At 72.0% G+C, this 24,392-nt stretch carries 20 protein-coding genes, 1 pseudogene and 1 riboswitch; of the genes and pseudogenes, 6 read left to right on the top strand and 15 right to left on the bottom strand.

The annotated features are described in order from the left end of the window. Window positions 1-194: 194 nt before the first annotated feature. The 3 genes from HNR23_RS10625 (at window position 195) to HNR23_RS10635 (ending at window position 2,839) form a co-directional block, all read left to right on the top strand. Entirely contained in the window at window positions 195-1,622 is a 1,428-nt protein-coding gene (locus HNR23_RS10625; protein WP_184075418.1) for a threonine/serine exporter family protein, read from the top strand. 51 nt (window positions 1,623-1,673) lie between these two features. After that, window positions 1,674-2,420 carry an endonuclease V gene (locus HNR23_RS10630; protein ID WP_184075419.1) on the top strand — a complete coding sequence of 249 codons (747 nt, stop codon included), beginning with the start codon at window positions 1,674-1,676 and terminating at the stop codon, window positions 2,418-2,420. Between the two features lie 221 nt (window positions 2,421-2,641). Further along, window positions 2,642-2,839, top strand: a complete 198-nt coding sequence (locus HNR23_RS10635; protein ID WP_184075420.1) for a DUF5999 family protein — start codon at window positions 2,642-2,644, stop codon at window positions 2,837-2,839. Window positions 2,840-2,950: 111 nt separating this feature from the next. Here HNR23_RS10635 and HNR23_RS10640 read toward each other — a convergent pair whose 3' ends face one another. From HNR23_RS10640 to HNR23_RS10665, 6 genes and pseudogenes are all read right to left on the bottom strand, one after another. Then, window positions 2,951-3,556 (bottom strand): alpha/beta hydrolase family protein, encoded by a 606-nt coding sequence (locus HNR23_RS10640; protein WP_184075421.1) that lies wholly within the window; start codon window positions 3,554-3,556, stop codon window positions 2,951-2,953. 53 nt (window positions 3,557-3,609) lie between these two features. Beyond that, the gene (locus HNR23_RS10645) at window positions 3,610-4,821 is read right to left on the bottom strand and encodes a tetratricopeptide repeat protein (protein ID WP_184075422.1); all 1,212 of its coding nucleotides are present in this window, start codon (window positions 4,819-4,821) and stop codon (window positions 3,610-3,612) included. 322 nt (window positions 4,822-5,143) lie between these two features. After that, entirely contained in the window at window positions 5,144-8,035 is a 2,892-nt protein-coding gene (gene gcvP / locus HNR23_RS10650) for an aminomethyl-transferring glycine dehydrogenase (RefSeq protein WP_184075423.1), read from the bottom strand. A gap of 121 nt (window positions 8,036-8,156) precedes the next feature. Continuing rightward, window positions 8,157-8,246, bottom strand: a riboswitch (glycine riboswitch). A gap of 337 nt (window positions 8,247-8,583) precedes the next feature. Continuing rightward, a complete protein-coding gene (locus HNR23_RS10655; protein ID WP_184075424.1) occupies window positions 8,584-9,180 on the bottom strand; it encodes a MerR family transcriptional regulator in 597 nt (198 codons plus the stop codon). A gap of 240 nt (window positions 9,181-9,420) precedes the next feature. Then, window positions 9,421-9,762, bottom strand: coding sequence for a glyoxalase superfamily protein (locus tag HNR23_RS10660; RefSeq protein WP_184075425.1), 342 nt, complete (start codon window positions 9,760-9,762; stop codon window positions 9,421-9,423). A gap of 209 nt (window positions 9,763-9,971) precedes the next feature. Next, window positions 9,972-10,979 (bottom strand): annotated as a pseudogene (locus tag HNR23_RS10665) (IS256 family transposase); the annotation flags it as partial. Between the two features lie 180 nt (window positions 10,980-11,159). Between HNR23_RS10665 and HNR23_RS10670 the strand changes: the two are divergent. Further along, window positions 11,160-11,423: a hypothetical protein gene (locus tag HNR23_RS10670; protein WP_184075426.1), complete on the top strand. Its 264-nt coding sequence runs from the start codon at window positions 11,160-11,162 to the stop codon at window positions 11,421-11,423. A gap of 787 nt (window positions 11,424-12,210) precedes the next feature. On the opposite strand, the gene HNR23_RS10675 is transcribed toward HNR23_RS10670, so the two are convergent. The 7 genes from HNR23_RS10675 to HNR23_RS10705 all read right to left on the bottom strand — a co-directional run bounded on the left by HNR23_RS10675 (window position 12,211) and on the right by HNR23_RS10705 (window position 20,882). Next, a complete protein-coding gene (locus HNR23_RS10675) occupies window positions 12,211-12,681 on the bottom strand; it encodes a bifunctional nuclease domain-containing protein (protein ID WP_184075427.1) in 471 nt (156 codons plus the stop codon). Between the two features lie 319 nt (window positions 12,682-13,000). Continuing rightward, on the bottom strand, window positions 13,001-13,543 hold the full coding sequence (locus tag HNR23_RS10680) for an FHA domain-containing protein (RefSeq protein WP_184075428.1): 543 nt from the start codon (window positions 13,541-13,543) through the stop codon (window positions 13,001-13,003). A 577-nt stretch (window positions 13,544-14,120) separates the two neighbouring features. Beyond that, entirely contained in the window at window positions 14,121-16,619 is a 2,499-nt protein-coding gene (locus HNR23_RS10685; RefSeq protein ID WP_184075429.1) for a sugar phosphate nucleotidyltransferase, read from the bottom strand. 55 nt (window positions 16,620-16,674) lie between these two features. Continuing rightward, the gene (locus HNR23_RS10690; protein WP_394353819.1) at window positions 16,675-17,448 is read right to left on the bottom strand and encodes a CDP-alcohol phosphatidyltransferase family protein; all 774 of its coding nucleotides are present in this window, start codon (window positions 17,446-17,448) and stop codon (window positions 16,675-16,677) included. 326 nt (window positions 17,449-17,774) lie between these two features. After that, complete coding sequence (locus HNR23_RS10695) at window positions 17,775-18,731, bottom strand: ArsA family ATPase (protein ID WP_343070513.1); 957 nt, start codon at window positions 18,729-18,731, stop codon at window positions 17,775-17,777. Window positions 18,732-18,771: 40 nt separating this feature from the next. After that, window positions 18,772-19,110: a cory-CC-star protein gene (locus tag HNR23_RS10700; RefSeq protein WP_394353764.1), complete on the bottom strand. Its 339-nt coding sequence runs from the start codon at window positions 19,108-19,110 to the stop codon at window positions 18,772-18,774. Further along, window positions 19,110-20,882: a carbon starvation CstA family protein gene (locus HNR23_RS10705; protein WP_184075432.1), complete on the bottom strand. Its 1,773-nt coding sequence runs from the start codon at window positions 20,880-20,882 to the stop codon at window positions 19,110-19,112. The genes HNR23_RS10700 and HNR23_RS10705 overlap by 1 nt, the downstream gene beginning before the upstream one ends. Before the next feature lie 165 nt (window positions 20,883-21,047). Here HNR23_RS10705 and HNR23_RS10710 point away from each other — a divergent pair, with 165 nt between their 5' ends. Continuing rightward, window positions 21,048-21,881 (top strand): hypothetical protein, encoded by an 834-nt coding sequence (locus HNR23_RS10710; RefSeq protein WP_184075433.1) that lies wholly within the window; start codon window positions 21,048-21,050, stop codon window positions 21,879-21,881. Window positions 21,882-21,913: 32 nt separating this feature from the next. Next, a complete protein-coding gene (locus tag HNR23_RS10715; protein WP_184075434.1) occupies window positions 21,914-22,360 on the top strand; it encodes a GNAT family N-acetyltransferase in 447 nt (148 codons plus the stop codon). Between the two features lie 139 nt (window positions 22,361-22,499). Here the strand turns inward: HNR23_RS10715 and thyX are convergent, their stop codons facing one another. Continuing rightward, the gene (gene thyX / locus HNR23_RS10720; RefSeq protein ID WP_184075435.1) at window positions 22,500-23,297 is read right to left on the bottom strand and encodes an FAD-dependent thymidylate synthase; all 798 of its coding nucleotides are present in this window, start codon (window positions 23,295-23,297) and stop codon (window positions 22,500-22,502) included. A 255-nt stretch (window positions 23,298-23,552) separates the two neighbouring features. Then, window positions 23,553-24,362 carry an NAD-dependent epimerase/dehydratase family protein gene (locus HNR23_RS10725; protein ID WP_246421705.1) on the bottom strand — a complete coding sequence of 270 codons (810 nt, stop codon included), beginning with the start codon at window positions 24,360-24,362 and terminating at the stop codon, window positions 23,553-23,555. Window positions 24,363-24,392: the final 30 nt, after the last annotated feature.

Below are 24,392 nucleotides of genomic sequence, written 5' to 3' on the forward strand. Positions count from 1 at the left end.
GGGGCGGCATCCCGGCGGTGTTCGCCGTGCGAGCGTGCCCGGTGCGGCACCGGGTGACCGACCTCACCCGCCCTGCGGTGGTATGCGCGGCCAACCACGACCGGAGACGCGGCGTCCCATCCGTGACCCCGGTCCCGCCGCCGTACCGACCCCGGCGGCACGCCGCCCCGCTGAGGAGTTGTCGAAGGTCTCCGATGGCCGAGAACCCGCAGAAGCCGACGTCGCTGAACGAGAACAACCTGCTGGCCCGTCTTCGGGACTGGCGCGCCGCCCGCGAGCCGGAGCTCCACGGCGACGGCCTCGACGATGACATCATCGAGCTGCCGGACCCGCGCGCCATCGACCTGGTGCTGCGCGTCGGCGAGCTGCTGCTGGCCAGTGGCGAGAGCACCGAGGCCGTCAGCGAGGCGATGCTGAGCCTGTCCGTGGCCTTCGAGCTGCCGCGGACGGAGGTCTCGGTGACGTTCACGGCCATCACCATCTCCGCCCACCCCGGCGGCGACCACCCGCCGGTCACCGGCGAACGGGTGGTCCGGCGGCGCACACTGGACTACTTCCGGGTCAACGAGCTGCACACGCTGGTGCAGGACGCGGCGCTGGGGCAGGTGGAGCTGGAGGGCGCGATCGCGCGGCTGCGCGCCATCAAGCGCTCCCGCCCGCCCTACCCCAACTGGCTGATCATCGTCGGTTTCGGGTTGATCGCCTCCAGCGCCAGCCTCATGGTCGGCGGCCAGTTCATCGTGGCCGCGGCGGCGTTCCTGGCGACGGTGCTGGGCGACCGCGCCTCCGCTTTCCTGGCCAAGCGCGGGGTCGCGGAGTTCTACCAGATGACCGCGGCGTCCGTGGTCGCCTCCAGCATCGGCGTCGCGCTGCTGTGGATCAGCGCGGAACTCGACCTCGGGCTGCACGCCGGGGCGATCATCACCGGTAACATCATGGCCCTGCTGCCCGGGCGCCCCCTGGTCTCCAGCCTGCAGGACGGGATCAGCGGCGCCTACGTGTCGGCGTCGGCGCGGCTGCTGGAGGTCTTCTTCACGCTCGGTGCGATCGTGTCGGGTGTGGGTGCCGTCGCCTATACGGCGGTGCGGCTGGGCGTCGACATGGACCTGGAGAACCTGCCTTCCGCCGGCACCAGCATGGACGTGATGGTGCTCGTCGGTGCGGCCGGGATCGCGATGGCTTTCGCGGTGTCGCTGACCGTGCCTCCGCGCATGCTGCCGGCGATCGGCGCCATGGGCGTGTTGATCTGGGTGATCTACGCAGGACTGCGCACCGTGTCGGGTGCCCCGCCCATCATCGGCACCGTGGCCGGGGCGATGGTGATCGGAATCGTCGGGCACTGGCTGTCGCGGCGCACGCGGCGGCCGGTGCTGCCCTACGTCATTCCGGCGATCGCGCCCCTGCTGCCGGGAAGCATCCTGTACCGCGGGCTGCTGCACATGACCATGGGCGACGCGGTGACAGGCCTGCTGGGGCTGGCCGAGGCGGTGGCGATCGGCCTGGCCCTGGGCGCCGGGGTCAACCTCGGCGGCGAGCTCATCCGCGCCTTCTACCGCGGTGGCCTGGCGGGAGCGGGGCGGCGCAGCCGTCCCGCCGCCCGCAGAACGCGCGGCGGCTACTGACCTTCCGACCGCGGTGCCCCTCGGCCCCGCCGGTGGCGCTAGTTTGGCTTCATGAACGCCCGTCCCGCCGGCAGCGAGCAGCCCCTCCCCTCCCCCGTCCGTCCGTCGGCGGGGGCCATCGACCCGGCCGCGGCGACATGGCCGCGCGGCGGCGGGCCGCCGTCGGTCGAGGAGGCACGCGCCCTGCAGGACCTCCTGGCGCCGCGGGTACGCGCGCAGCCCGTGGACGTGGAGCGGGTCGGGCTGGTCGCGGGGCTGGACGTCAGCTACACCGAAGGGCGGCTGGTGGCGGCCGCGGTGGTGCTGTCGGCCGAGACCCTGGAGGTGGTCGACGCGGCGACGGTGGCCACGGCTCCCCGCTTCCCGTATGTTCCCGGGCTGTTCGCGTTCCGCGAGCTGCCGCCGCTGCTCGACGCGATCGACCGGTTGGGGACCGCGCCGGACGTGTTCGTCTGCGACGGGTTCGGCCTGGCCCACCCGCGCCGCTTCGGCCTCGCCTGCCACCTGGGGGTGCTGCTGGACCGGCCGACCCTCGGGGTCGGCAAGACGCCGTTCGTCGGGCGGGCCGAGCCTCCGGGGCAGCAGCGCGGGTCGTGGTCGCCGCTGGTCGACGGGGACGAGGTGGTGGGCCGGGCGCTGCGCACCCGCACGGGGGTGAAACCGGTCTACGTCTCCATCGGCCACCGCATCGACCTGGACAGCGCGACCGAGCTGGTGCTGCGGACGGCGCCGAACTACCGGATCCCCGAACCGGTCCGCCATGCCGACCGGCTGTCTCGGGACGACCCGGGGGCCTGACCCCGCGGGTGTCCCGTGCGGCGCACGGGGAGGATCCGATGCCGACCGCGGCGCCGGGGTTCCACCGGATCGGACCGTGGCCACACCTGGCCGCTGCCGCACCGACCTGGGGTTTCGTGCGTCTCACCAGGTATAAGCGCAAGATGCCGCGGGCCGCAGACCACTAGCGTGCGATCGGTGCATCTCGCGGCGAAACACGGATAACAGACCGGAGGCGCACGATGTGCCAGCACACACCCACCTGCCCCTCGTTCGACGACGTCGACCGCGAGGCCGCGCGCGTGCTCGCCGGCCACCCGGAACAGGGCTGGAGCCTGCTGTGCAACGGTGTGGTCATCTTCGAGGACACCGGCGAGCTGCTGCCCGACGGCGGTGTGATCGCCCCGCACCGCCCCACCGACGCACCCGCCGCGGCCTGACCGCCGACCCGTCTTCCCCGCGCGTCTCGGTGACGGCGAGGGACCGGTGGCGCCCGCGACCGGGGCCGACCGCGAGCCGCGACGACCACCGGCGGCAGAGGGATCGCCCGTTCACGCCACGTGGCGGGTGATCCACTCCACCACGGCCCCGGCCACGCCCTCCGGGTCCTTGGCCAGGTCGTGGCGTTCCCCCGGCCGGACCAGCAGGGTGGTGGCATCGGCAGCGTCGGGGACACCGAACGGGTCCCGGTCACCGTTGACCACGAGCACGGGGACACCCGCACCGCGCAGTTCCGCCGCTCGCGACCGCTCCGGCCGACCCGGCGGGTGCAGCGGGAACGCAAGTGCCACCACCGCCGCGGCCCCGAGGTCCGCGGCCGTCCGGCAGGCGACGCGGGCGCCGTTGCTGCGGCCGCCCAGCACCAGCGGCACGCCGCCGAACTCCGGCCGCTCGGTCAGGGCCGCCACCACCGCCCGCCACGCCTCGTCCTGCGATTCTGTCTTCGCCCCCGGCATCTTCCGTCCGGCCACCCGGTAGGCCTGGGTGACCCGCGCGACGGCGCCGCCGGCCTTCAGCGCGGCGCCGCGGACCGCCAGGATGTCGGGGGCGTCGACGCCGCCGCCGGCGCCGTGCGTGACCACCAGCAGGTAGCGGGCGCGCCCGCCGGGAGTATCGAGGTCGATCCGGGCCGGTCCCCGGGGTGTGGCGATCTCCATCGGGCCTTCATCGGTTCGCGGGTCGGTTGCATCGGTCGTTCATCGTGCCGCGGTCAGTCCCGGTCGGCGTGGTCCGGCCAGCCCTCCGGGAGGACGTCGGTGTCGGATCCCGCCGCCCGGCGCAGCCGCTCCCGAAAGTCGTCGTGGAGCGATCGCCCCCACACGTACTCACCGGGTGAGCGGACCGTCTCCTGAAGAGTCCGCCGGAGCGCCGCCGCCCGTGTCTCGTCGTCGACGAGGGGCATCGCCAGCCGAGAGTACATCCGGTCGACGGCGTAGAAGAGCTCGCCGGCGAGCATCGGGGTGCTGCCCTGGGCGACGGCCGCTTCCAGGTAAGGGTCCCACCACGCCACGGTGTCACCGGCCGCGGCCCGGTCGGCGCTCTCCTCCGCCGCGGTGTCGGCGTGCGGGTCCAGGAAGCCGCGGCGCAGCCGCGCGCGCACGTCCGCGGCGGTCGCGGCGTCACGGTGCGTCAGGCCCGTCTCCCAGGCCCGCTCGGCCGCCTCGGTGTCGCCGCGCACGGCGAGCAGCCGGGCCAGCAATTCGACGGCGGCCGCAGCGGTTCCCGGTTCACCGGTGGCCGCCTCGTCGTCGCGGGAGGCGTCGACGACCGCACCGAACTCGCCGATCGCGCGCTCCACGTGTACCGCGCCGAGCAGCAGGCGCAGCGCAGGGTGGTCCTCGGCCGCCAGCCCGTGCCGGATGACCTCTGCCGCCATGTCGACGTCGCCGCGGGCCAGGAGCCGCTCACCGTAGTCGTGGGCGGCTTGCGCCGCCAGACCGCGGTCCGGGCCGTCGAGCACCCGGCCCCAGTGGCCGGCGGCGGTCTCCGGGTCCCCGCGTCCCTCGGCGATCCTGGCGAGCCCGTAGTGGGCGGCCGGGGTGTAGCGGTCGTTCCCTGCGGCGAGCACGTCGTGCCACGCTTCCTCGGCCTGCTCGGCCGCGTCCTCCTCCTCATAGGACAGGGCGAGGTGGTAGGCGGCGCGCGGGGCGTACTCGGGGTGGCCGGTGTCGACGGCGATCCGGGCGGCTTCACGGGCGGTGCCGATGTCGCCGAGGGTGTGCCGGACCACCGCGAGGCCGAGCGCGGCCATGGGGCGGTGGTGGTGCGAGTCGCCGTCCAAAACCTGCGTGTAGAGCTGGGCGGCGCGTTTGAGGTGGCCGCTTTCGGCCAGATCGCGCGCCTGGTCGCACAGGTTCCCGAACTCGGTCTCCGATCGGTCTGCGGCGGCTTCGAATGTGGAGGTTCTGGACGTCACGGTCATGGAACGTCGCTTTCCGCACGAGGGGATGTGGCCCTCGGGCCGCCGAAGGCGCAGCCGATTCGGGCCTTGTCGTTCGGAGACTAACGTGTCGGAGCGGGTGTGCGGACGAATCGGCCCGGGTTGGCCGGGGTGAGACAGCAGAACCACGGCCTTTACGATGTAGATTCGTAGACGGCGTCCCTTTCCGGGACCTCCCTGCGCCCGGATCCCGAGCGATCACGCTGCCCCGCCTGGCGGCCGAACGCGGCGTGGCGCCGGCACCCGCTGCGGGTGCCGGCGCCACGCCGACGAGCTCCCCGGATCGGCCCCGGAGCCGTGGACCCTAGACCTCGAAGGCCTCGGGCGGCGGGCAGGCGCAGACCAGGTTGCGGTCGCCGTAGGCCTGGTCGATGCGCCCGACCGGCGACCAGTACTTGTTCAGCCTCAGCTCCGGCACGGGGTAGCCGCCCTCACCGCGGGAGTAGGCGTGCTTCCAGTCGTCGACGGTGAGCGCCTCGGCGGTGTGCGGGGCGTTCTTCAACGGGTTGTCCTCGGCGTCGTAGCTGCCGTCGGCTACCCGGTCGATCTCACCGCGGACGGCGATCATCGCATCGATGAAGCGGTCGAGCTCTTCGAGGTTCTCGCTCTCCGTGGGCTCCACCATCAGCGTCCCGGCCACCGGGAACGACATCGTCGGGGCGTGGAAGCCGTAGTCGATGAGCCGCTTGGCCACGTCCTCGTTGGTGATGCCGGTCTTCTTGGCCAGGTCGCGGATGTCGATGATGCACTCGTGGGCGACGAGCCCGCCCTTTCCCGTGTAGAGCACCGGGTAGTGGGGCTCCAGCCTCTTGGCCACGTAGTTGGCGCTGAGCACCGCCACCTCGGTGGCCGAGCGCAGCCCCTGCTCGCCCATCATCCGGATGTAGGCCCAGGAGATCGGCAGGATCCCGGCCGAGCCGAACGGTGCCGCCGAGACCGGGCCGACGCCGGTGTGCGGCCCCGCGTCGGGCTGGCCGGGGTGGTTGGGCAGGAACCCGGCCAGGTGCGAGCGCACCGCCACCGGGCCGACCCCCGGACCGCCGCCCCCGTGCGGGATGCAGAAGGTCTTGTGCAGGTTGAGGTGGCTGACGTCGGCGCCGAACTCACCGGGCTTGGCCCAGCCGAGCAGCGCGTTGAGGTTGGCCCCGTCGACGTAGACCTGCCCCCCGGCCTCGTGCACCAGGCGGCACACCTCGGTGATGGTGTCCTCGTAGACGCCGTGCGTGGAGGGGTAGGTCACCATCAGCGCGGCCAGCTCGCCGCCGTGCCTGTCGATCTTGGCGCGCAGGTCGCCCAGGTCGACGTTGCCGCCCGCGTCGCACGCCACGACGGCCACCCGCATGCCCGCCATCACCGCGCTGGCCGCGTTGGTGCCGTGGGCGGAGCTGGGGATCAGACAGACGTCGCGCCGGGCCTCGCCGCGGTCGCGGTGGTAGCCGCGGATGGCCAGCAGCCCGGCGAGCTCCCCCTGCGAACCGGCATTGGGCTGCAGCGACACTGCGTCATACCCGGTGACCTCGGCGAGCCACTTCTCCAGGTCGCGCACCAGGGCGACGGTTCCGGCCGCCTGCTCCAGGGGAGCGAAGGGGTGCAGCCCGGCGAACTCCGGCCAGGTGATCGACTCCATCTCGGCGGTGGCGTTGAGCTTCATCGTGCACGAGCCCAGCGGGATCATGCTGCGGTCCAGCGCGAGGTCCTTGTCGGCCAGCCGCCGCATGTAGCGCAGCAGCGAGGTCTCGCTGCGGTGGGTGCTGAAGACCGGATGGTCGAGGTAGTCCACGCCGCGGCGCAGCCCCTCCGGCAGGGCGACGGCCGCCCTCTGGTCCGCGCCGCCGCCCTCCTTGCCGCCGAACGCCGCGAGCACCGCGGCCAGGTCGTCGCCGGTGGTGGTCTCGTCACAGGAGATGCCGACGACGTCGTCGGAGACGCGCAGCAGGTTCACGCCGTTGTCGCGGGCGGCCGCGACGACGCCGTCGGCGCCGCCCCGCACCCGCACCCGCAGGGTGTCGAAGAAGTCGGAGTGCAGCACCTCGAAGCCGCGGGCGCGCAGCCCTTCGGCGAGCCGCACGGTGCCGCGGTGCACGTCCTCGGCGATCGCGCGCAGCCCCTGCGGGCCGTGGTAGACGGCGTACATCCCGGCCATGACGGCCAGCAGGACCTGGGCCGTGCAGATGTTGCTGGTGGCCTTCTCCCTGCGGATGTGCTGCTCGCGGGTCTGCAGGGCGAGGCGGTAGGCGGGCTTGCCCGCGTTGTCCACCGATACGCCGACGAGGCGGCCGGGCAGCTGGCGCTGCAGGCCCTCGCGCACCGACATGTAGCCGGCGTGCGGTCCGCCGAAGCCCATGGGGACACCGAACCGCTGGGTGGACCCGACGGCGATGTCGGCGCCCAGCTCCCCGGGGCTGCGCAGCATGGTCAGGGCGAGGATGTCGGCGGCCACGACGGCCTGGGCGCCGCGCTCGTGCGCGGCCTCGATGACGGGCCGCGGGTCGCGCACGGCACCGCTCGCGGCGGGGTACTGCACGAGCACGCCGAACGCCTCGACGTCGGGCAGGCCCTCGGCCAGGTCGGCGACGACGATGTCGATGCCGAGCGGCTCGGCGCGGGTGCGCAGCACCGACAGCGTCTGCGGGAACACGTCGGAGTCGACGATGAAGGCGGCGGCCTTGCCGCGGGTCGCACGCCGGGCGAGCGTCATGGCCTCGCCGGCTGCGGTCGCCTCGTCCAGCAGCGACGCCCCGGAGACCGGGAGCCCGGTGAGGTCACCGACCATCGTCTGGAAGTTCAGCAGCGCTTCGAGGCGCCCCTGGGAGATCTCGGGCTGGTAAGGGGTGTAGGCCGTGTACCAGGCGGGGTTCTCCAGGATGTTGCGCAGGATCACCGGCGGGGTGATCGTGCCGTAGTAGCCGCGCCCGATCATCGAGGTGAGGACCTGGTTGCGGTCGGCGAGGGCGCGCAGCTCGGCCAGCGCGGCGGTCTCACCGGCGGCCTCGGGGAGCCGCAGCGGGGCGGGGCCGCCCGGCGTGCTGAGGATGCTCTCCGGGACGGCCGCGGCCATCAGCTCGGCGGTGGAGCCGAAGCCCACCGTTGCGAGCATGTGCTCGATTTCCACGGGGTCCGGGCCGATGTGCCGGTCGGCGAAGACGCGCGCGGGCGCTCCCCCCGTGGCGTTCTCATGGGTGGGCTGCTCCGGCATGGAGACCTCCTGGTCGCAGTAGCCGATCTCGCGGCTGCTCCTATGTGGTCTCCCCCTCTGTCACGCGGGACCGCGCAGTGCGCGGCGCAGGCGGCAGAAGCGCCTGCCGCTCCAGAGTGGCCTCCTCCACGCGGTCCCTGGTGCCTGAGAGGTTACTGGGGAGTATTGCCCCGTCGGCGCCCCTGTCGGGGGTCTCTCCCGCGTGGTATCTACGGTCCGGTCCTGTGCTGTTGTGCGGTGTGTTGTACGGGCCCTTCCGGTGGACGGCGCCCACGGGCACCACGCACCGGCCGACTCACGGACGGAGTCCATCGGGCGTGTCCGTGCGGACCCTGACGGCGGACCGTGAGTACGGTACCCCTGCGTTCCCTCAAACCGTACTAAACCGTGGCGAGTCGCGCAGCGCTGCCCCTCCCTGGTCGCGGCCGACGGCCTACGGGCGCCCCTGGACCGCGGGCGCCACCGGCGTCCCGGCAGCGTACCGGGGGTGGGCCGGGGACGGGCGAACCGGGCCTCCCTGCCGCCCCGGGCGCGCGACCGGGGCCGATTCAGCCGATGCGGCGCTCGCGGCGGCGGCGCGCGAGTTCGTCGCCCGGGTGGGCGTCCGCGGGCTGCGGCAGGTGCTCACCGGGAAGTTCGCTCAGGCGGCCCTCGACCTCGCGCCAGACCCGGCCCAGGGCGATCCCGAACACGCCCTGCCCCCGCTGGAGCAGCTCGACGACCTCGTCGGGCGTGGTGCACTCGTACACGCTGATGCCGTCGCTCATCAGGGTGATCTGGGCGATGTCGGCCGTATCGCGGCGCCGGAGGTGCTCCACGGCGGTCCGGATCTGCTGCACGGAGATGCCCGTGTCGATCAGGCGTTTGACGACCTTGAGGATGAGGATGTCGCGCACACTGTAGAGGGGCGGTCCGCCGCGCCCGTCGTCCTGGCGCACGCTCGGACCCACCAGCCCGGTTCTCGCCCAGTAGTCGAGCTGGCGGTAGGTGATTCCGGCGGCCGCACATGCCGTTGGGCCGCGATAGCCGACGTCCATAGGCAGCGCCACCACGTCCTCTTCACACAGCAGGCCCTGCTCCCCGGCCCGCCGCAGCGCTGAGCGCGTGAGACCGGAGGCTTGCCGCTTGCCGCTCGTAACCGCCACCGCCGAACCTCCGGCTCCTCGGCCCACGGCGGTTTGACAGGGGGTCGAAGGGTGCGCCGCGGGTTCCTTCGACAATGAAGGTAAGCCGGTCGGATGGACAGCGTCAACGACACCCATCGGCGCGTCGTGGAACCTCTTCGGCTGTTCTGTGCCGCCCCCGCCGCCCATCCGCAACCGGCCGCGGAACAGCCCCACCGACAGCCGGCGCGGGCGGTGGGACCGGGGCCGCATGCCGCCGGGTCACTCCGCGGGCGTGCCGATCCGCACGCGGTTGCCGTCCGGGTCACTCAGTTCGACCTCGCGCGCCCAGGGCCGGTCCTCCGGGCGCATGCCGAACTCCGCGGCGACAGCGTCCACCTCGCGGATCCGCAGGTACACCAGCGTGTCGGGGCGGGCGTCGCCCGTGTGCTCCGATAGGAACAGCCGAGCCCGGCCCCGGGCGACCTCGACGAACGCGGGGGATCCCGGTTCGAAGCGATGTTCCCACTCCATGGCGAAGCCCAGCCGCCCGTACCACGCGGCCGACGCCGCGGCGTCGGCGACACGCAGGATCGGGATGACCTCTTCGTCCGTCCGGCGCATGCCTACCTCCCTGTCGGTGGCGGCCCGCCCGCCGCGGATGCCGCCGGCGGTCGTCCGCCGATGACCATCGTCCCGGAGCCCACCGACAGAACGCGGCACGGCCGCCGCGTGCCGCCGACCGGGTCCGCTGCCTCTCCGCTACCCGCGACCCGCGGCCGGCGGCGCCGATTCGGGGGCTGCCGATCTATCGGTGTCGATGTTTCTCCTGGTCAGCGGCGTGTCGCGGTCAACCGGCCATCGAACGCCAGATCGAAGGCGTTCAGCGGCTTCTTCCACCTGGCGCTCCACTTCGCCCGCCCGGTCCCCTTCGGGTCCAGGCTCATCAACGCCAGATAGACGCACTTGAGCGCGGCCTGCTCGCTGGGGAAGTGCCCGCGCGCCTTGACCGCGCGGCGGATCCGGGCGTTGATCGACTCGATCGCGTTGGTGGTGCAGATGACGCGGCGGATCTCCACATCGAACGCGAGGAACGGCACCATCTCGGCCCAGGCGTCCTCCCACAGCCTGACGATCCCGGGATACTTCGGCCCCCAGGCCTCGCAGAACTCCGCGAAGCGCTCCAGGGCGGCCTCCTCGGTGGCCGCCGTGTAGACCGGCCGCAGGTCCCGGGCGACCTTCTCCCGATCCGCGCGGGAGGCATACCGGAAGCTGTTGCGCAGCAGGTGGACGATGCAGGTCTGCACCACGGTGCGCGGCCAGGCCGACTCCACCGCCTCGCCCATGCCCTTCAGCCCGTCGGCCACCGGCATCAGCACATCGGCCACACCGCGGTTCTTCAGCTCGGTGAACACGTGGGCCCGGTACTCGGCGCCCTCGCCGCCGTCTCCGGCCCACAGCCCCAGGATGTCGCGCTCGCCCTCGGCGGTGACCCCCAGCACCACATGGACCGGGCGGTCGGCGACCTGGCCGTCGCGGATCTCGACGTTGATCGCATCGACGAACAGCACCGGGTAGACCGCGTCCAGGGGGCGGTTTGGCCACTCGGCCATGTGCTCCATGGCGGCGTCGGTGATGGCCGAGACGGTCCGCTCGGAGACCTCGGCACCGTAGACCTCGGCCAGGTGGGCGCAGATCTCGCCGTGGGTCGGACCCTTGGCGCTCAGGGACAGGACGATGCCGTTGACGCCGTTGAGCCGGCGCCGGCGCTTCTTGACGATGGCCGGGGTGAAGGAATTGTCGCGGTCGCGGGGCACCTCGACCTCCACCGGGCCGGCCTCTGCTATCCGGCACTGGCTTTCGATCGGGTGAAGCCGCGGTCAGCCCCGATGTTCTGGTCGCGACGCGACTACCGGAGCCCGTATTCCGGTGGCCGATTCCGGACACAGACCCCCTATCGCGTTGGGTACTTCCCGTTACTAACGTGTGCGTTTCGAGCAGCCCGACCCGAAAGGGCTCCGATGCGCAGAAACCTGATCAAGCGGGCCGCGATGATCGCGGTAATCGCCGTCGCGATGCTGGCAAGTCCCCCGCTGATGGCGGGAACGGCAATGGCCGCGGACGGTCAGTGGCGTTTCCATAGCCAGCAGCGGACCGCGATCGGATGCGACCAAACCGGGCGCGCCTACGTCAACCAGCACTCGGGTGCCCACCGATGGCTCTGCCAGCGGGCACTCAACACGCAAGGACAGGTGGTGTGGCTGCTGTTCATCTACTACCGCTGATGTACGCAGCACCCCGCTGACCGGCCATAGGGCGCATGCGTCGCTCTCCGCTCAGGGAAGCGCCGCGCACATTCGAGACCGACTTGTCACCAGCCGCGGTCGGAGGGCTGGAACCCCGACCGCGACCTCCTCGGCCCGCGGTCCGCGGCACGCAGGCGCTACGAGCACCGGCTTTCCGTCGCCGACCGGGACGGGGAGAGGTCATTCAGGAGAACCGCTGGACATGCTCGCCTGCTGCCTCTCGTCGAAGAGGCCGCCGGCGCCGAGGATGAAACGGCGCCCGCGTGGTCTCCTCGACGCGCCCCGAATCGAGGGACGACGCCGCACATCATGGACTACTCGTCGATCCCCTCGACCCGGGGTCACTCCCGGGGGCGATGCGTCGCTGGAACGCTGGGCGCCGGTCGTCCCGGGGCTGCGGACCGCCCACGGGTCGCGGCACTCACACCGGACACTCCTGGAGGAGCCGCGGACGCCTGCGCCGCTCATGGACGAGCGCATGGGATACTCGGCCTCCTCAGCGCGGGCCCGCTGCTCCCCCGCACACACCCACCATGCGCGAAGAGCTCTGTGACGCTCTGAGCGACGCCTGGGAGGGTTCTCTGCGGGAACGGGCGGAAGTTGGACCCGCACTCGCCTGTGCCGGTCCTGGACACGCTTCTGGAGCCGTACCGGGCACCCTCCCGGCCGTCCTGCTTCGGATCTGCATCGGACCGGCGCCCCAGACGTCTCCGTTCCTCACGCCGGAAAATCTCGTAAGTCCTTGTCCACCTGCTGAAACGCAGCCCTAGGTGGTGCGGCCGAAGTCCTCGGGGGTGATCTGGTCGAGGAACTCGCGGAACTTCTCGACCTCGTCCTCCTGCTCGTCGGGGATCGGCACCCCGGCCTCGTCGACGACGTCGTCGTGCGCATAGATCGGCGCGCCGGTGCGCAGGGCGAGCGCGATGGAGTCCGATGGCCGCGCGCTCACCTCGACACCGTTGGAGAAGACGAGGTCGGCGTAGAAGATGCCATCGCTCAGGGAGGTGATGTTGACCGTGGTCAGGCTGGCGTCGAGCGCGTCGAGGACGTCCCGGAACAGGTCGTGGGTCAACGGCCGTGCGGGGACGACGCCCTGCTGCGCCAGCGCGATCGCGGTGGCCTCCACCGCCCCGATCCAGATCGGAAGGTAGCGTTCTCCGTCGGATTCCTTGAGCAGGACGATCGGCTGGTTCGAGGGCATCTCGACCCGGACGCCGACGACCTCCATGTGCTTCACTGCGGCTCCGTCCCACGACTCGTCGTGCCGGATGGGCACTCGCCAGGATGTGCTCTGATCCGTGCTCTTATCCGTCTTTTCACGGTACACCGCGACAGCGGAGATCTCCGATGCGGACCCGGGGCCGAAGGCGGCCGCGGGCCGGGCGGTCAGGCCGACACGATCCGAGGATCCCCCGTCAAACGCACCATCGGTGACGGTTAGAAGTAAGGCTCTCCGGTCAGAGGGCGGTGCAAACCTGCCGCGGCCCGCCCGCGGGCCGCACGTCGGGAGTGGACGGGGCCGCGGCTGCGGCCGCGGAACGGCGCCGCGGGCGTGTTCAGCGGCGCGGCTTGGTCAGCAGTACCAGCCGGAACTTGCCGATCTGCACCTCGTCGCCGCCACCGAGTTCCGCCTCGTCGATCCGCTCGCGGTTGACGTAGGTGCCGTTCAGGCTGCCGACATCGCGCACGCCGAACCCGTCCCCGCGGCGGAAGAACTCCACGTGCCGACGGGAGACGGTGACGTCGTCGAGGAAGATGTCGCTGTTGGGGTGGCGGCCGGCCGTCGTGACGTCGCTGTCCAGCAGGAAGCGGCTGCCGGCGTTGGGGCCGCGCTTGACGACCAGCAGCGCCGTGCCGGGAGGGAGCGCGTCGACGTTGGCGGGGTCCGTGGGAGGCTCGTCGCCCGCGTCGATCTCGGCCTCAAGGGCCTGGATCCCCGAGATGGAGATCGTGGACGTGGTCTCACCGACGGAGTCGCGGCGCTCGCCGGCGCGAGGAGCCTCCTGTCCCGCCGCACGGATGGGGGTACCACAGAAGGAGCAGAAGCGGGCATCATCCGCAACGGCGTGACCGCACTGCGTGCAGTAAACGCTCGACATAGGTCGGCTCGGCCTCCTACCGCACGGGGCGGTGCTTGATTCGGCTGGTCGTCGTCTCGGTGCCGGGTGATCGGACTGCCCTCTCACCCAACACTGGTAACGCCGCGGTACCGGCGTCGGGTTCCCGGCTCACCTCGCGCTTCCTTACAAGGCTTCATCCCCCGCGATCCCTTGGCCCCACACTCCCGTTCGGCACGGCCGTGCGGGGGACACTCGACTCTAAACCATATTCGCGGTTCCAAGGAGTCGTCAGTGCCCCGGTCCGCGGCGGTCGTCAGCCGCCCCCGCGCCGCATGCGGGCTTTACGGGCAGCGGCGCGGGGAACCGGGCGGAGCGGCCCGGGGCGGCCCGGGGCGGATGAACCGCCCGTGAACGGCAGGAGGACCCCGCCGGTGTGATAGGGCGCGCCCCGGGGCGCCGGGGCCGTTCACGCCCGGCTGAGCCGCCCGTGGGACCCGTCGAAGTGGCCCCACGGGCGGGCAGGGCCGCCGCGGCCCTGGTGGTCGCCGTCTCCGGTGCGCGGCGTCCCGGCCGCGTCGCCGCGCGGGGACTCCGGCCGATCCGCACACCCGGACCCTCAGCCCTCGGCCCGCTCCACCACGGCGGCCCACTCGTCCAGCAGCCGCTGCGCGGTGTCGGAGTCGGGGCCCTCGGCCCACAGGTGGGTGACGGCTTCGGCGGTGTCGGGCAGGATGAGCGCCCATCCGCCGCCGGGCTCCAGGACCCGGACGCCGTCGGTGGTGTCGACCTCCCGCTCGCCGGCGGCCTCCACGACGGCGCGCATGACGCTGCCCTTGACCGCCCACGGCGTGGGTACCGACCGGCGCAGCAGGTGCGCCTGCGGGATGCGGCGGTCGATCTGGCTGAGTGACATGCGGGTGCGCGCCACCAGCCCGAGCAGGCGGACGAACGCGCCGATCCCGTCGGTCGTGCGGGAGAACTCGGGCAGCAGGTAGCCACCGCGCCCGTCGGCGGCGAAGATGATGTCGTCGGCCTTGGCGGCCTTGGTGAGCTCGTCGGTGGACGTCGGCGTCCACTGCACCTCGGCCCCGTGGTAGGAGGCCACCTGCTCGGCCACCCGGGTGGTGGTCACGGGCAGCGCGACCCGGCCTCCCCCGCGCTCGGCGGCCACCAGGTCGAGCACGACCAGCAGGGCGCGGTCGTTGTCGACCAGCTCGCCGTTCTCGTCCACGAGGGACAGCCGCTCGGCCACCGGGTCGAACCGGACGCCGAAGTCGGCGCCGGAGGACTTCACCAGGTCGCCCAGCCGCTGCAGGTCGCGCATCTGCTTGGCCAGGGTGTCGGTGGGCGAGCCCTCGTCCAGCCGGTTGTTGACGGTCAGGACGTCGACTCCGATCCGGCCGAGCAGGGACGGCAGGATGAGGGAGGCCGAGCCTCCGGCGCAGTCGACGACGACCTTCAGCTCCGCTTCGGCGACGCCGCCGGTGTCGATGCGCCGCAGCAGCTCGTGGGAGTAGGTCTCCACACCCCGGGAGGGGAAGGACAGCTCGGCGATCTCGCCGGGGAAGGCCCGGCGGTACTCGGCTCGGGAGAACACCCGCTCAAGCTTGCGCTGGGCCGCCGGGGACAGGTCGGCACCGCGCTCGTCGAGGAAGATGATGTCGACCGACTGCGGGTCGCCGGGCGTGGTCCGCAGGCTGATGCCGCCGGCCACTCCGCTCTGCGAGGTGTGGAAGCGCGCCACCGGCAGCGGCACCACCTCCAGGTCGCGGACGTCGATCGCGGCGGCGGTGAGCGCGCTGATCACCGCGCGCTTGAGCGTGCGCGCCGCCCGGGAGACGTCCCGGGAGGTGATGACCACCGAGCCCTTCTTCAGCGTGGTGGCATACGCGCTGGCCAGCCGGACCGCGAGCTCGGGCGTGATCTCGACGTTGATCAGTCCGGAGACGCCCCGGGGGCCGAACAGGGAGCGCTGGCCGCGCGACTCCCAGATGACGTTGGCGTTGACGACCGCCCCGGCCTCGATGGTCTTGAACGGGTAGACCTTGATGTCGTTGGACAGGTACGCCTCGGACTCGATGACGCACTCCTCACCGACGACGGCGCCCTCCTCGACCCGGGCGCCCGACATCACGTCGGTGTTCTTCCCGATGACGCAGCCGCGCATATTGGCGCTGCTGCCGATGTAGACGTTGTCGTGCACCACGGCGCGGTGCAGGAACGCCTCCGAGCGCACCACCACGTTGCTGCCCAGGACGGTGAACTCGCGCAGCTCGGCGCCGGCCTCGACCTTGGCGTAGTCGCCGATGTAGAGCGGGCCCTTGAGCACGGCCTCGGGGTCGACCTCGGCTCCCTCGGCCACCCACACACCCGGGGACACCTCGAAGCCCTCGATGTCGACGTCGACCTTGCCGGAGAGCACGTCGGCCTGGGAGCGCAGGTAGCTCTCGTGGGTGCCCACGTCCTCCCAGTAGCCCTCGGCGATGTAACCGTACAGCGGGGCGCCGTCCTTGAGCAGCTTCGGGAAGACGTCGCCAGACCAGTCGACGACCTCGCCGGCGGCGACGTGGTCGAGGACCTCGGGCTCCATGATGTAGATGCCGGTGTTCACCGTGTCGGAGAAGACCTGGCCCCAGGTGGGCTTCTCCAGGAAGCGCTGGATGCGTCCCTGGTCGTCGACGATGATGATGCCGAATTCCAGGGGGTTGGGGACCCGTTTGAGGCCGATGGTGACCATGGCGCCGTTCTCCCGGTGGAAGCGGACCATGTCGGAGAGGTCGATATCGGTGAGCGCATCGCCGGAGATGACGATGAACGGCTCGCCGCGCAGGTGGTCCTCGGCGTTCTTGACGCTGCCGGCGGTCCCGAGGGGGACCTCCTCGGCGACGTAGCTCAGGTTCATCCCGAGCTCCTCGCCGTCGCCGAAGTAGTTGCGGATCAGGGTGGCGAGGAACTGGACGGTGACGACCGTGTCCTCGATCCCGTGCCGCCGGAGCAGACGCAGCACGTGCTCCATGATCGGCTTGTTGACGACGGGCAGCAGGGGTTTGGGCTGATTCGCGGTCATCGGCCGAAGGCGGGTTCCCTCACCTCCGGCCATCACAACGGCCTTCACCGGGGCCACCCCCAGACCCCTGTCGAATGGCGGCGAATAGCCCCTGGGCGTGCATTCATGGTGGGGATGTCGCTCCCTTCCTGTCGCTGAACGGTGGCCCGGAGTCATCAGGGCGACGCGGAGCACGCGCGGCCTCGTCGGGTTGCGCACGGGTCTCCTCGTCCGCCCGATCGCCGGGCGCACTACCGGAGTCGCCGGTCGTGGCCGCCGTTCGCGGCGCGGGCGCGACGCCCGCCGCCGACGATCGGTCGGCCCGTCGGGTCTGCCCGATCAAACGCAGACCCTGCACTGCGTAGAGCAGTCCGGCCCACCAGTAGATAGCCGTTCCCCAGATCGCGAACGCCCAACCCACAATTTTCGCCACATCACCGACAATTCCGCCATAACCGGCGATGAACAGCAGGGGGAATGAGTAAAGAAGGCAAAGTGTCGCCGCCTTTCCGGCGAAATTCACCGGAAGCGGTCCGTAGCCGTAGTGCCGCAGCACCGGAAGCGCGAGCACGATGAGGACGTCGCGCACGACCAGGATCGCCATGAGCCACCAGGGCACGATGCCGCGGACCACCAGGCCGAGCAGCGCGGCGAAGATGTAGAGGCGGTCGGCCATGGGGTCCAGCAGTGCGCCCAGTCGGCTCACCTGGTTCCACGCCCGCGCGATCTTGCCGTCGAGCCAGTCGGAGATCCCGGCGAACGCGAGCACGCCCAGCGCCCACAGGTCCGCCTGCGGCACCAGGATCAGCCACAGGAAGACAGGGACCCCGATCAGCCGCAGCACGCTCAACAGATTCGGGACCGTCCAGATCCGGTCGCCCGCCGGAGTCGATTGGATCGCCACCCCACCTCCCGAAGTACCCAGAAGACGAGCCTACCTGGGACGGGGGTACTCCACGTGTGTGCCCCGTGCCACTCTGCACGGCCGCCACCTCCGGCGGCGCCTCGGACAGCGGCACGACGACGGCCGCCATCAGGGATGACCGGAACCCACCGCAATATCCGACATACGGGATCAGCGGTGGAATACGGCACCGAGGAGGCCGACCGTGCATCCGGAATCCCCTCCGGGCGCGGGGTGCCCCGGGACCGGGGTGTGGGAGAAGGATCACGGGCCGCGGCCCCGAGCCGACGGCCGCACCGGCCGCGGCGGGGCGTGGCCGGTCAGCCGCACGGCGCGGCGATACGGGCGGCCAGCGCCCGCAGGCGCTCCGGGCCGGTCGGCTCCTCGGCCGCCAGCGGCAGTTCGACGACGCCCTGCCCGGCGAAGCGGCGCCGGGCGGCGGCCAGCACCCGCTCGTCGGCGTCGGCCGGAACCTGGTTGATCACGGCCGGACCCAGCCGGAACCCCGCCCCGGCGAGCCGGTCGGCGGCGCGCTCGGTCTCGGCCAGCACCATGCGTCTGGGCACCAGCACCAGCCGCACGCACGCGTCGCCGCGCAGGCGCTCGGCGGCGCGCTCCAGGCGCAGGCGGCGCTCGTGCAGTCGGCGCAGGAGCGGGTCCTCGGCGGCGTCGCCCTGCTCCCGGGCGCCGACCACGTCGGCGGCGAAGCGGTCGGCGTCCAGGGCGCGCTCACGCTGCCGCGCCAGACCGCGCACCCAGGGGGTGAGCAGCGCGGGAAGGTCGAGCATACGCAGCAGGTGGCCGGTGGGGGCGCTGTCCACGACGAGCCGGTCCCACTCCCCCGGCACCTGGTCCATGGCGTCGATGAGCAGGTCGGCGAGGGCCGACTCGACCATGCCGGGCCCCGCCGCGGCGTGCGCGAGGTGGCGGCGCACCGCGGGCATGATCTCGCGGGGCAGCGCGGCGTGCGCGTCCTCGGTGACCTGCTCGACGCGGCGCCGGACCGCGGCCTCGGCGTCCGGCTCCGCCGCCCACAGCCCGTCTGCCACCCGCCGCGGCCGGTCCCCCAACCGGGTCTCCAGGGCGTCGCCCAGCGAGTGGGCGGGGTCGGTGGAGATCACCAGGGTGCGGCGGCCCGCGTCGGAGTGCGCCAGGGCGGCGGCAGCGGCCATGGTCGTCTTGCCCACACCGCCCTTGCCGCCGAAGAAGGTGATCGGCGCGTCGGCGGCGTGCACGCCCACGCCCGCACCCGCCCCGCGTCGTGCGTCGGTGCCCACGCTCCCCCGCCCTCTCTCCTCCACCCGCCCGGTCCGCCCCTCAGCAGCACACCCGGGCGTCGCCGAACTCCTCACTCCCCGTGCGCCGATGCCATTCATGCAGGTCGGCGACCATGTAGGGGATCAGCTCAAGGGTTTCATAGGCCACCGGGTTGTCCACCCCGAGCGTGTCGAGCATGAGCAGCGCCCGCAGGGTGTCCTGCTGCCTGCGGGCCTCCCGGCGCCGCGCATATCCCCAGCGGGCGTCGAACACGGCGTCGTGGGCGGCCTCGAAGCGGCGCCATGCGGCGATCGCACCCCGCCAGGCCGCCGCGGCACGACCGCCCGGCGTGGCGCCCCGGGGTGCCCCGCCGGGGTCGGGGGCGGCCGCCGACGCCACTACCTCTCCTCACCCTCGGCGGAGCCCTCGGACGCGGTCGCGTCGGCTCCGGTGACGGCCGCACCACCGGCCGCGGAGGCCGTCCGCTGCGCCCAGGCCGCGCGAAGGGCCATCGCGGCTTCGACGACCATCCAGATGGCCAGGCCGAAGATGGCGGCGTCGAGCGGGGCGAGGAGGAAGACCTGCAGCGGATCGTCGGAGGTGGCGAAGCCGATGAGCTGGATGATCAGCGCCCAGGAGGTCATGATCACCAGGAACACCAGCGGGATGAGGATGACGATCGGATTGCGGCCGTTCTTGGTGACCCACACCGCGATGACCGAGAGCGCCAGCCCCGCGGTGAGCTGGTTGGTGGTGCCGAACAGCAGCCAGAGCGTACCCAGCGCGAAGTCGCCGGGCACCATGGCCAGGCAGATCGGGATGACGACGGCGACCAGTGTGGCGAGCGTGATGTTGCGGGCCAGCGGCTTGAAGCCGACGATTTCGGAGATCTCCTGGATGATGTAGCGCTGCAGGCGCACTGCGGTGTCCAGGCTCGTGGCGGCGAAGCTGACCACGACCACGGTGGCGAAGACCAGGCCGACGTTGAGCGGGACGCCGAGGTTCCCGGCGAAGTTCGCCACGCCCTCGGTGAACTTCCCGGCGGGGCCGTCCTGGGCGGAGCCCCAGTCGGCGTAGAGGACGTTCCACTGAGCGGCGGGGTCGGCGGCCAGGACGACCACACCGGCGGTGCAGGCCAGGATCGAGCACAGCGCGAGGGTGCCCTCGCCGAGCGAGCTGAGGTAGCCGACGTAGCGGGCGTCGGTCTCCTTGTCGAGCTGCTTGGCGGTGGTCCCGGAGGAGACCAGGCTGTGGAAGCCGGACACCGCGCCGCAGGCGATGGTGATGAACAGCAGCGGGAACCACGACGGCGAGTCGGCCGGAACGTCGTTGACGACGGGGGCGGCGATAGTGTTCATCCCGATGATCACCCCGAGGATGATCACGCCCAGCGCGAGCACCATCTGCTGCTGGTTGATGTAGTCGCGCGGCTGGAGCAGCAGCCACACCGGCAGGCGGGACGCGAAGAAGGTGTAGGTGAAGATCAGCACCACCCACACCGTCAGCGGCTCGACCCCGACCGCCTGCGCCAGCGGGTCCACGGTGATCGGGAACCGCTCTCCCAGCGGGATGCAGGCGTAGACGACGGCCAGCGCGACCAGTGACGGCAGCAGGGCGGCGGTGCGGCGGCGGTAGACGAACTGGCCGACGCCGATCGCCAGCGGAATGGTCACCAGCACCGACAGCACGGCCTCCGGGGTGCTGATGAACAGCCCGGAGATGACCACGGCGAACACCGCGTTCACCATCGTCACCAGGAAGAAGATGATCAGCAGGAAGAGGATGCGGGCCCGCTTGCCGATGACGTCGCGGGCCAGGGTGCCGATGCTGCGGCCCTTGTGCCGGACCGAGACCACGATCGACCCGAAGTCGTGCGCGCCCGATGCGAAGATCGTGCCGAGGACCACCCACAGCAGCGCCGGCCCCCACCCCCAGAACACCGCGATGGCCGGGCCGACGATGGGCGCCGCTCCGGCCACCGAGATGAAGTGGTGGGCGAAGACGATGTGCTTGTTCGTGGGCACGAAGTCGACGCCGTCGGCGTAGCGGTGCGCCGGCGTGACGAACGCGGGGTCCAGCGCGTAGACGTGTTCGGCGAGGTAGGCGGAGTAGTACCGGTAGCCCAGCGCGAAGACCGCCAGGACGGCCAGCAACACGACGACTGCGGGCATTCAGGCTCCTCACGAGGTCGGCCGCGGATCGGCACCGGGCCGGAAACGCGGCCGGGGCGGCCGCCCGTTGCCCGAAAGATGATCTCCTGCATCAGCTGGGTGATATGCATCGGTTAAGCTCCGCCTGAACCTAGCATGAGACTTTCCTCACCTAAAGGTCACATTGTGCGTGAGTTGATCACGGTTTGGCGGCGGTCCACGGCCGCCGAGCTGTGCTGGATCGCCCCGGACGGACCCACCGGGATCCCGGTCGTGCCGCTGCTCTGGGACGACCGCCCGTGCGTCGCGCTGCCGCTGGCCCACCTCGCCGCGGTCGACACCATGACCTCGGGCACGGCCGCGTTCGCCGTCACCGGGGAGCGGCCCGGCGGCGCACCCGCCATGGTGGCCGCGGGACGCGTCGACATCCGCTTCGATCTGGAGGGCGAGGGCTTCGTCGACCACCTGCTGGACCAGGAGGCCGTCAAGTACCCGCCGACCCGGCTTCGGTCGGACAGCATGATGGCGCGCCGCGAGAACTGGTGGTGGCTGGCGCGTGTCCTGATCACCCTTGCCGATGTGGAGAACGTCCGCGAGCTCCCCGGCCGCTCCCGCCCGGAGGACGCCCTCCTCGTCCGTCCCGACGAGCGCGGCACCCATGGCCGGGGCCCCCGCCCCGACCTGCCCCGCGTCGACGTCGTCACCGCCCGGGAGTGGCCGCAGGACCCCGGTGCGACGGCCGACCTGTGGGAGCGCGGTGGCTCCCCCCTGGAAGGCGCGGGCGAGCCCGCGTTCGCCTTCTCCCATGCCCACAGCCCCGATCGCGAACGCTGGGAGCGCTGGCACCGCACCGGAACCCTCATCGGCGAGGAACTGCGCGTCGCCGCCGGTGCCGGCGGCCCCACCGCCGGACTCCGCCCCTTCGGCGTCATCGAACGCTTCCGCAACCACCGGGACGTCGCCCGGCGATGCCGCCGCGGCATCGCCGCGGCGGAGTCGCGCTTGGTCGACAGCCCGTGACCCCCACCGCCTCCCCCCGTAGCATCGGGTCCATGGCGCTCACCATCCGCCCGGCCGTCGCCGCCGACCTGCCCGGCCTACTGGCGCTCTACCGTGAGCTGAACCCGGACGACCCGCCGCTGCCGCAGGACTCCGCCGACCGGATCTGGGCGGACATCGCCGTCCAGCGGGGCCGCACCGTCCTTGTCGCCGACCAGGAGGGGACACCGGTCGGCACGGCCGACTGTACGGTCCTGCCCAACCTCACCCGCGGCGGACGCTCGATCCTCCTCGTGGAGAACGTCGTCGTGGCCGCCGCCCACCGCCGACGCGGCATCGGCCGACGGCTCATGGGCTCCGTCGTTCGGCTCGCCGAGTCCAACGGCTGCTACAAGGTGCAGCTTCTGGCCGCCGACGAGGCGGAAGCACACCTCTTCTACCGGTCGTGCGGCTTCGGTTCGACCGCTCCGGGGTTCCGCCGCTATCTTGCGCGCCCGTGATCGGCGCCGCAGATCGGACCGGTGGTGCCCCCGACGCTCGGCGGCGGAATCGGGCGTCCCCGTCTCGAAGACACGGCCGCCCCGCGGCCGGCGGGCGGCGCGGGGCGGTGGGTCGGGGCCGCTCGGCGGGCGGGACGGGTCAGACCTTGCGCCACCTGGGGATCCAGGCGCCGTCCTCGACCTCGTAGTCGCCGAACAGCGCCGGGGCCTCCTGCTTGAGGACATCGCCGATCTTGCCGAACAGGAGGCGGATCTCCTCTTCGGCGCCGGGGGCGGTACGCGCCTCCAGGGTGTGGCGCAGCGTGCGGACGTTGGCGGTCCACACCAGCCCGGTGGCCACGCCCTCGGGTGCGAAGCGGCGCATGAAGGAGGTCTTGTGCTTCTTCTCCGCGAACTTCACGCCCTCGTCGTCCAGCCCGAAGTGCTCGGCCATCCAGTACTGGAACTCCTCCATCTGGGCGAGCATGTCGGTGGCGCGCTTCATCAGCTCCGGGTCGTCCTGTGCCCAGTCGGGGAACCAGAAGGGGAGGTCGGTGAGGCGCACGAAGCGCAGCGACTCCTGGGAGATGGCCACGCCGGGGCGGTGCCGGATGAGCTCGTGGGTCAGCACGCGACTCACGTTGTGCAGCACGAAGCTGAAGCTGACGTGCTCCAGCACCGAGCCGTGCAGGCTGGCCAGGATGTTGCCCAGGTACTTGTCCTGGTCGGTGCGGACCCGCGTGACGTTGGGGTTGAGACCCGGCTCCCAGGAGCGGTAGCACAGGCGTCCGGCGAACTCCGCGAGGTTCTGGGGGTCGTTGAGCGCGGAGTCCATGTCCCCGCGGTCCAGCCGCTCCAGCCAGCTCTGCCCGCCGACGTCGGCCAGGTAGCGGGCGACCTCGTCGTAGTCCAGCTGCGGACGCGCGACCAGGTGGACTTCAGGCTCGACCCTCTTCACAGGATTCTCTTCCTCATTCGTCTCGGCTCCGTCCCCGTGCACACGGACAGGACCGCGATCGTCGGCGGGACTCGGCTTTCGAGAGTCCCGTCTCATCAGATCACGGCCGGTCAGCACGGGTAAAGGGGGTGCTCGGCCGACGGCGGCCACAGCTTCCCCGACCTTACACGGCACCGGCGACCGTCGCGTCGGGGCACCACCGCGGCCGGGACCCACCGGCTCGGCTCTGCCGGGCGTCCGCCCGGCCGCGGGCCCTTACTCGTCCCGCACGTAGGGCAGGACGGCGTCCGGCCCGGCATACGCGCCGCCCTGCGGCCCACCGTGCCAGAAGGGGTCGTCGTCGGGGAAGCCCGCGGCGAACCGCGCGGCGTCGTCCACCGGCCGGTAGCCGAGCTCGCTCTCCCCACCGGCGAGGTCCCAGAAGCGCCGGGCGTTGGCCGAGACCGCGTAGGCGGCGACGAAGCTCACGTTGGGCGCGGTGAGCGCGGCCCGCACGAATCCGGCGCAGTCGCGCGGGCTGAGCCAGGTGGCCAGGTGCCGGGTCTCGGTCGGCTCCTCCTCGAACGAGCCGAGGCGCAGCGCCACGACCTCCAGACCGAAGGTGTCGGCGTACATCTGCCCGAGCGCCTCGGACGCGACCTTGCTCACGCCGTACAGCCCGTCGGGCCGGGGCGGCTCGTCGGGGAAGACGTGGTGGTGGATCGGGTAGTTGCCGGTGACCCTGTTGCTGGACGCGAGCACGACGCGCCGCACACCGGCGCGCCGTGCCGCCTCCAGGACGTTGAAGGTCCCCTGGACGTTGGTGTCGAGCAGGTCGGCGAAGGGGGCCTCGCCCGAAAGCCCGGCCAGGTGCACCACCGCCTCGGCGCCCTCGAAGGATCTGGCCAGGGCGCCGAGGTCGGCGATGTCCGCCTTGAGGGCCGTCTCGTTCGCGCCGTCCGCGGTGACGGATTCGCGGTCGACGAGAACGACGTGTTCGGCGTCCCGGTGGAGAGCGGCGCGCACGGTGGGGCCCACACGGCCCGCCACTCCGGTGATCACGACCCTGCCAAGTTTCGCTTCCATGCCCTGGTCCATGCGAGGAGCCTATGAGGC

Origin of the sequence: Nocardiopsis mwathae (assembly GCF_014201195.1) — a bacterium.
GTDB classification, from domain to species: Bacteria; Actinomycetota; Actinomycetes; order Streptosporangiales; family Streptosporangiaceae; genus Nocardiopsis_C; species Nocardiopsis_C mwathae.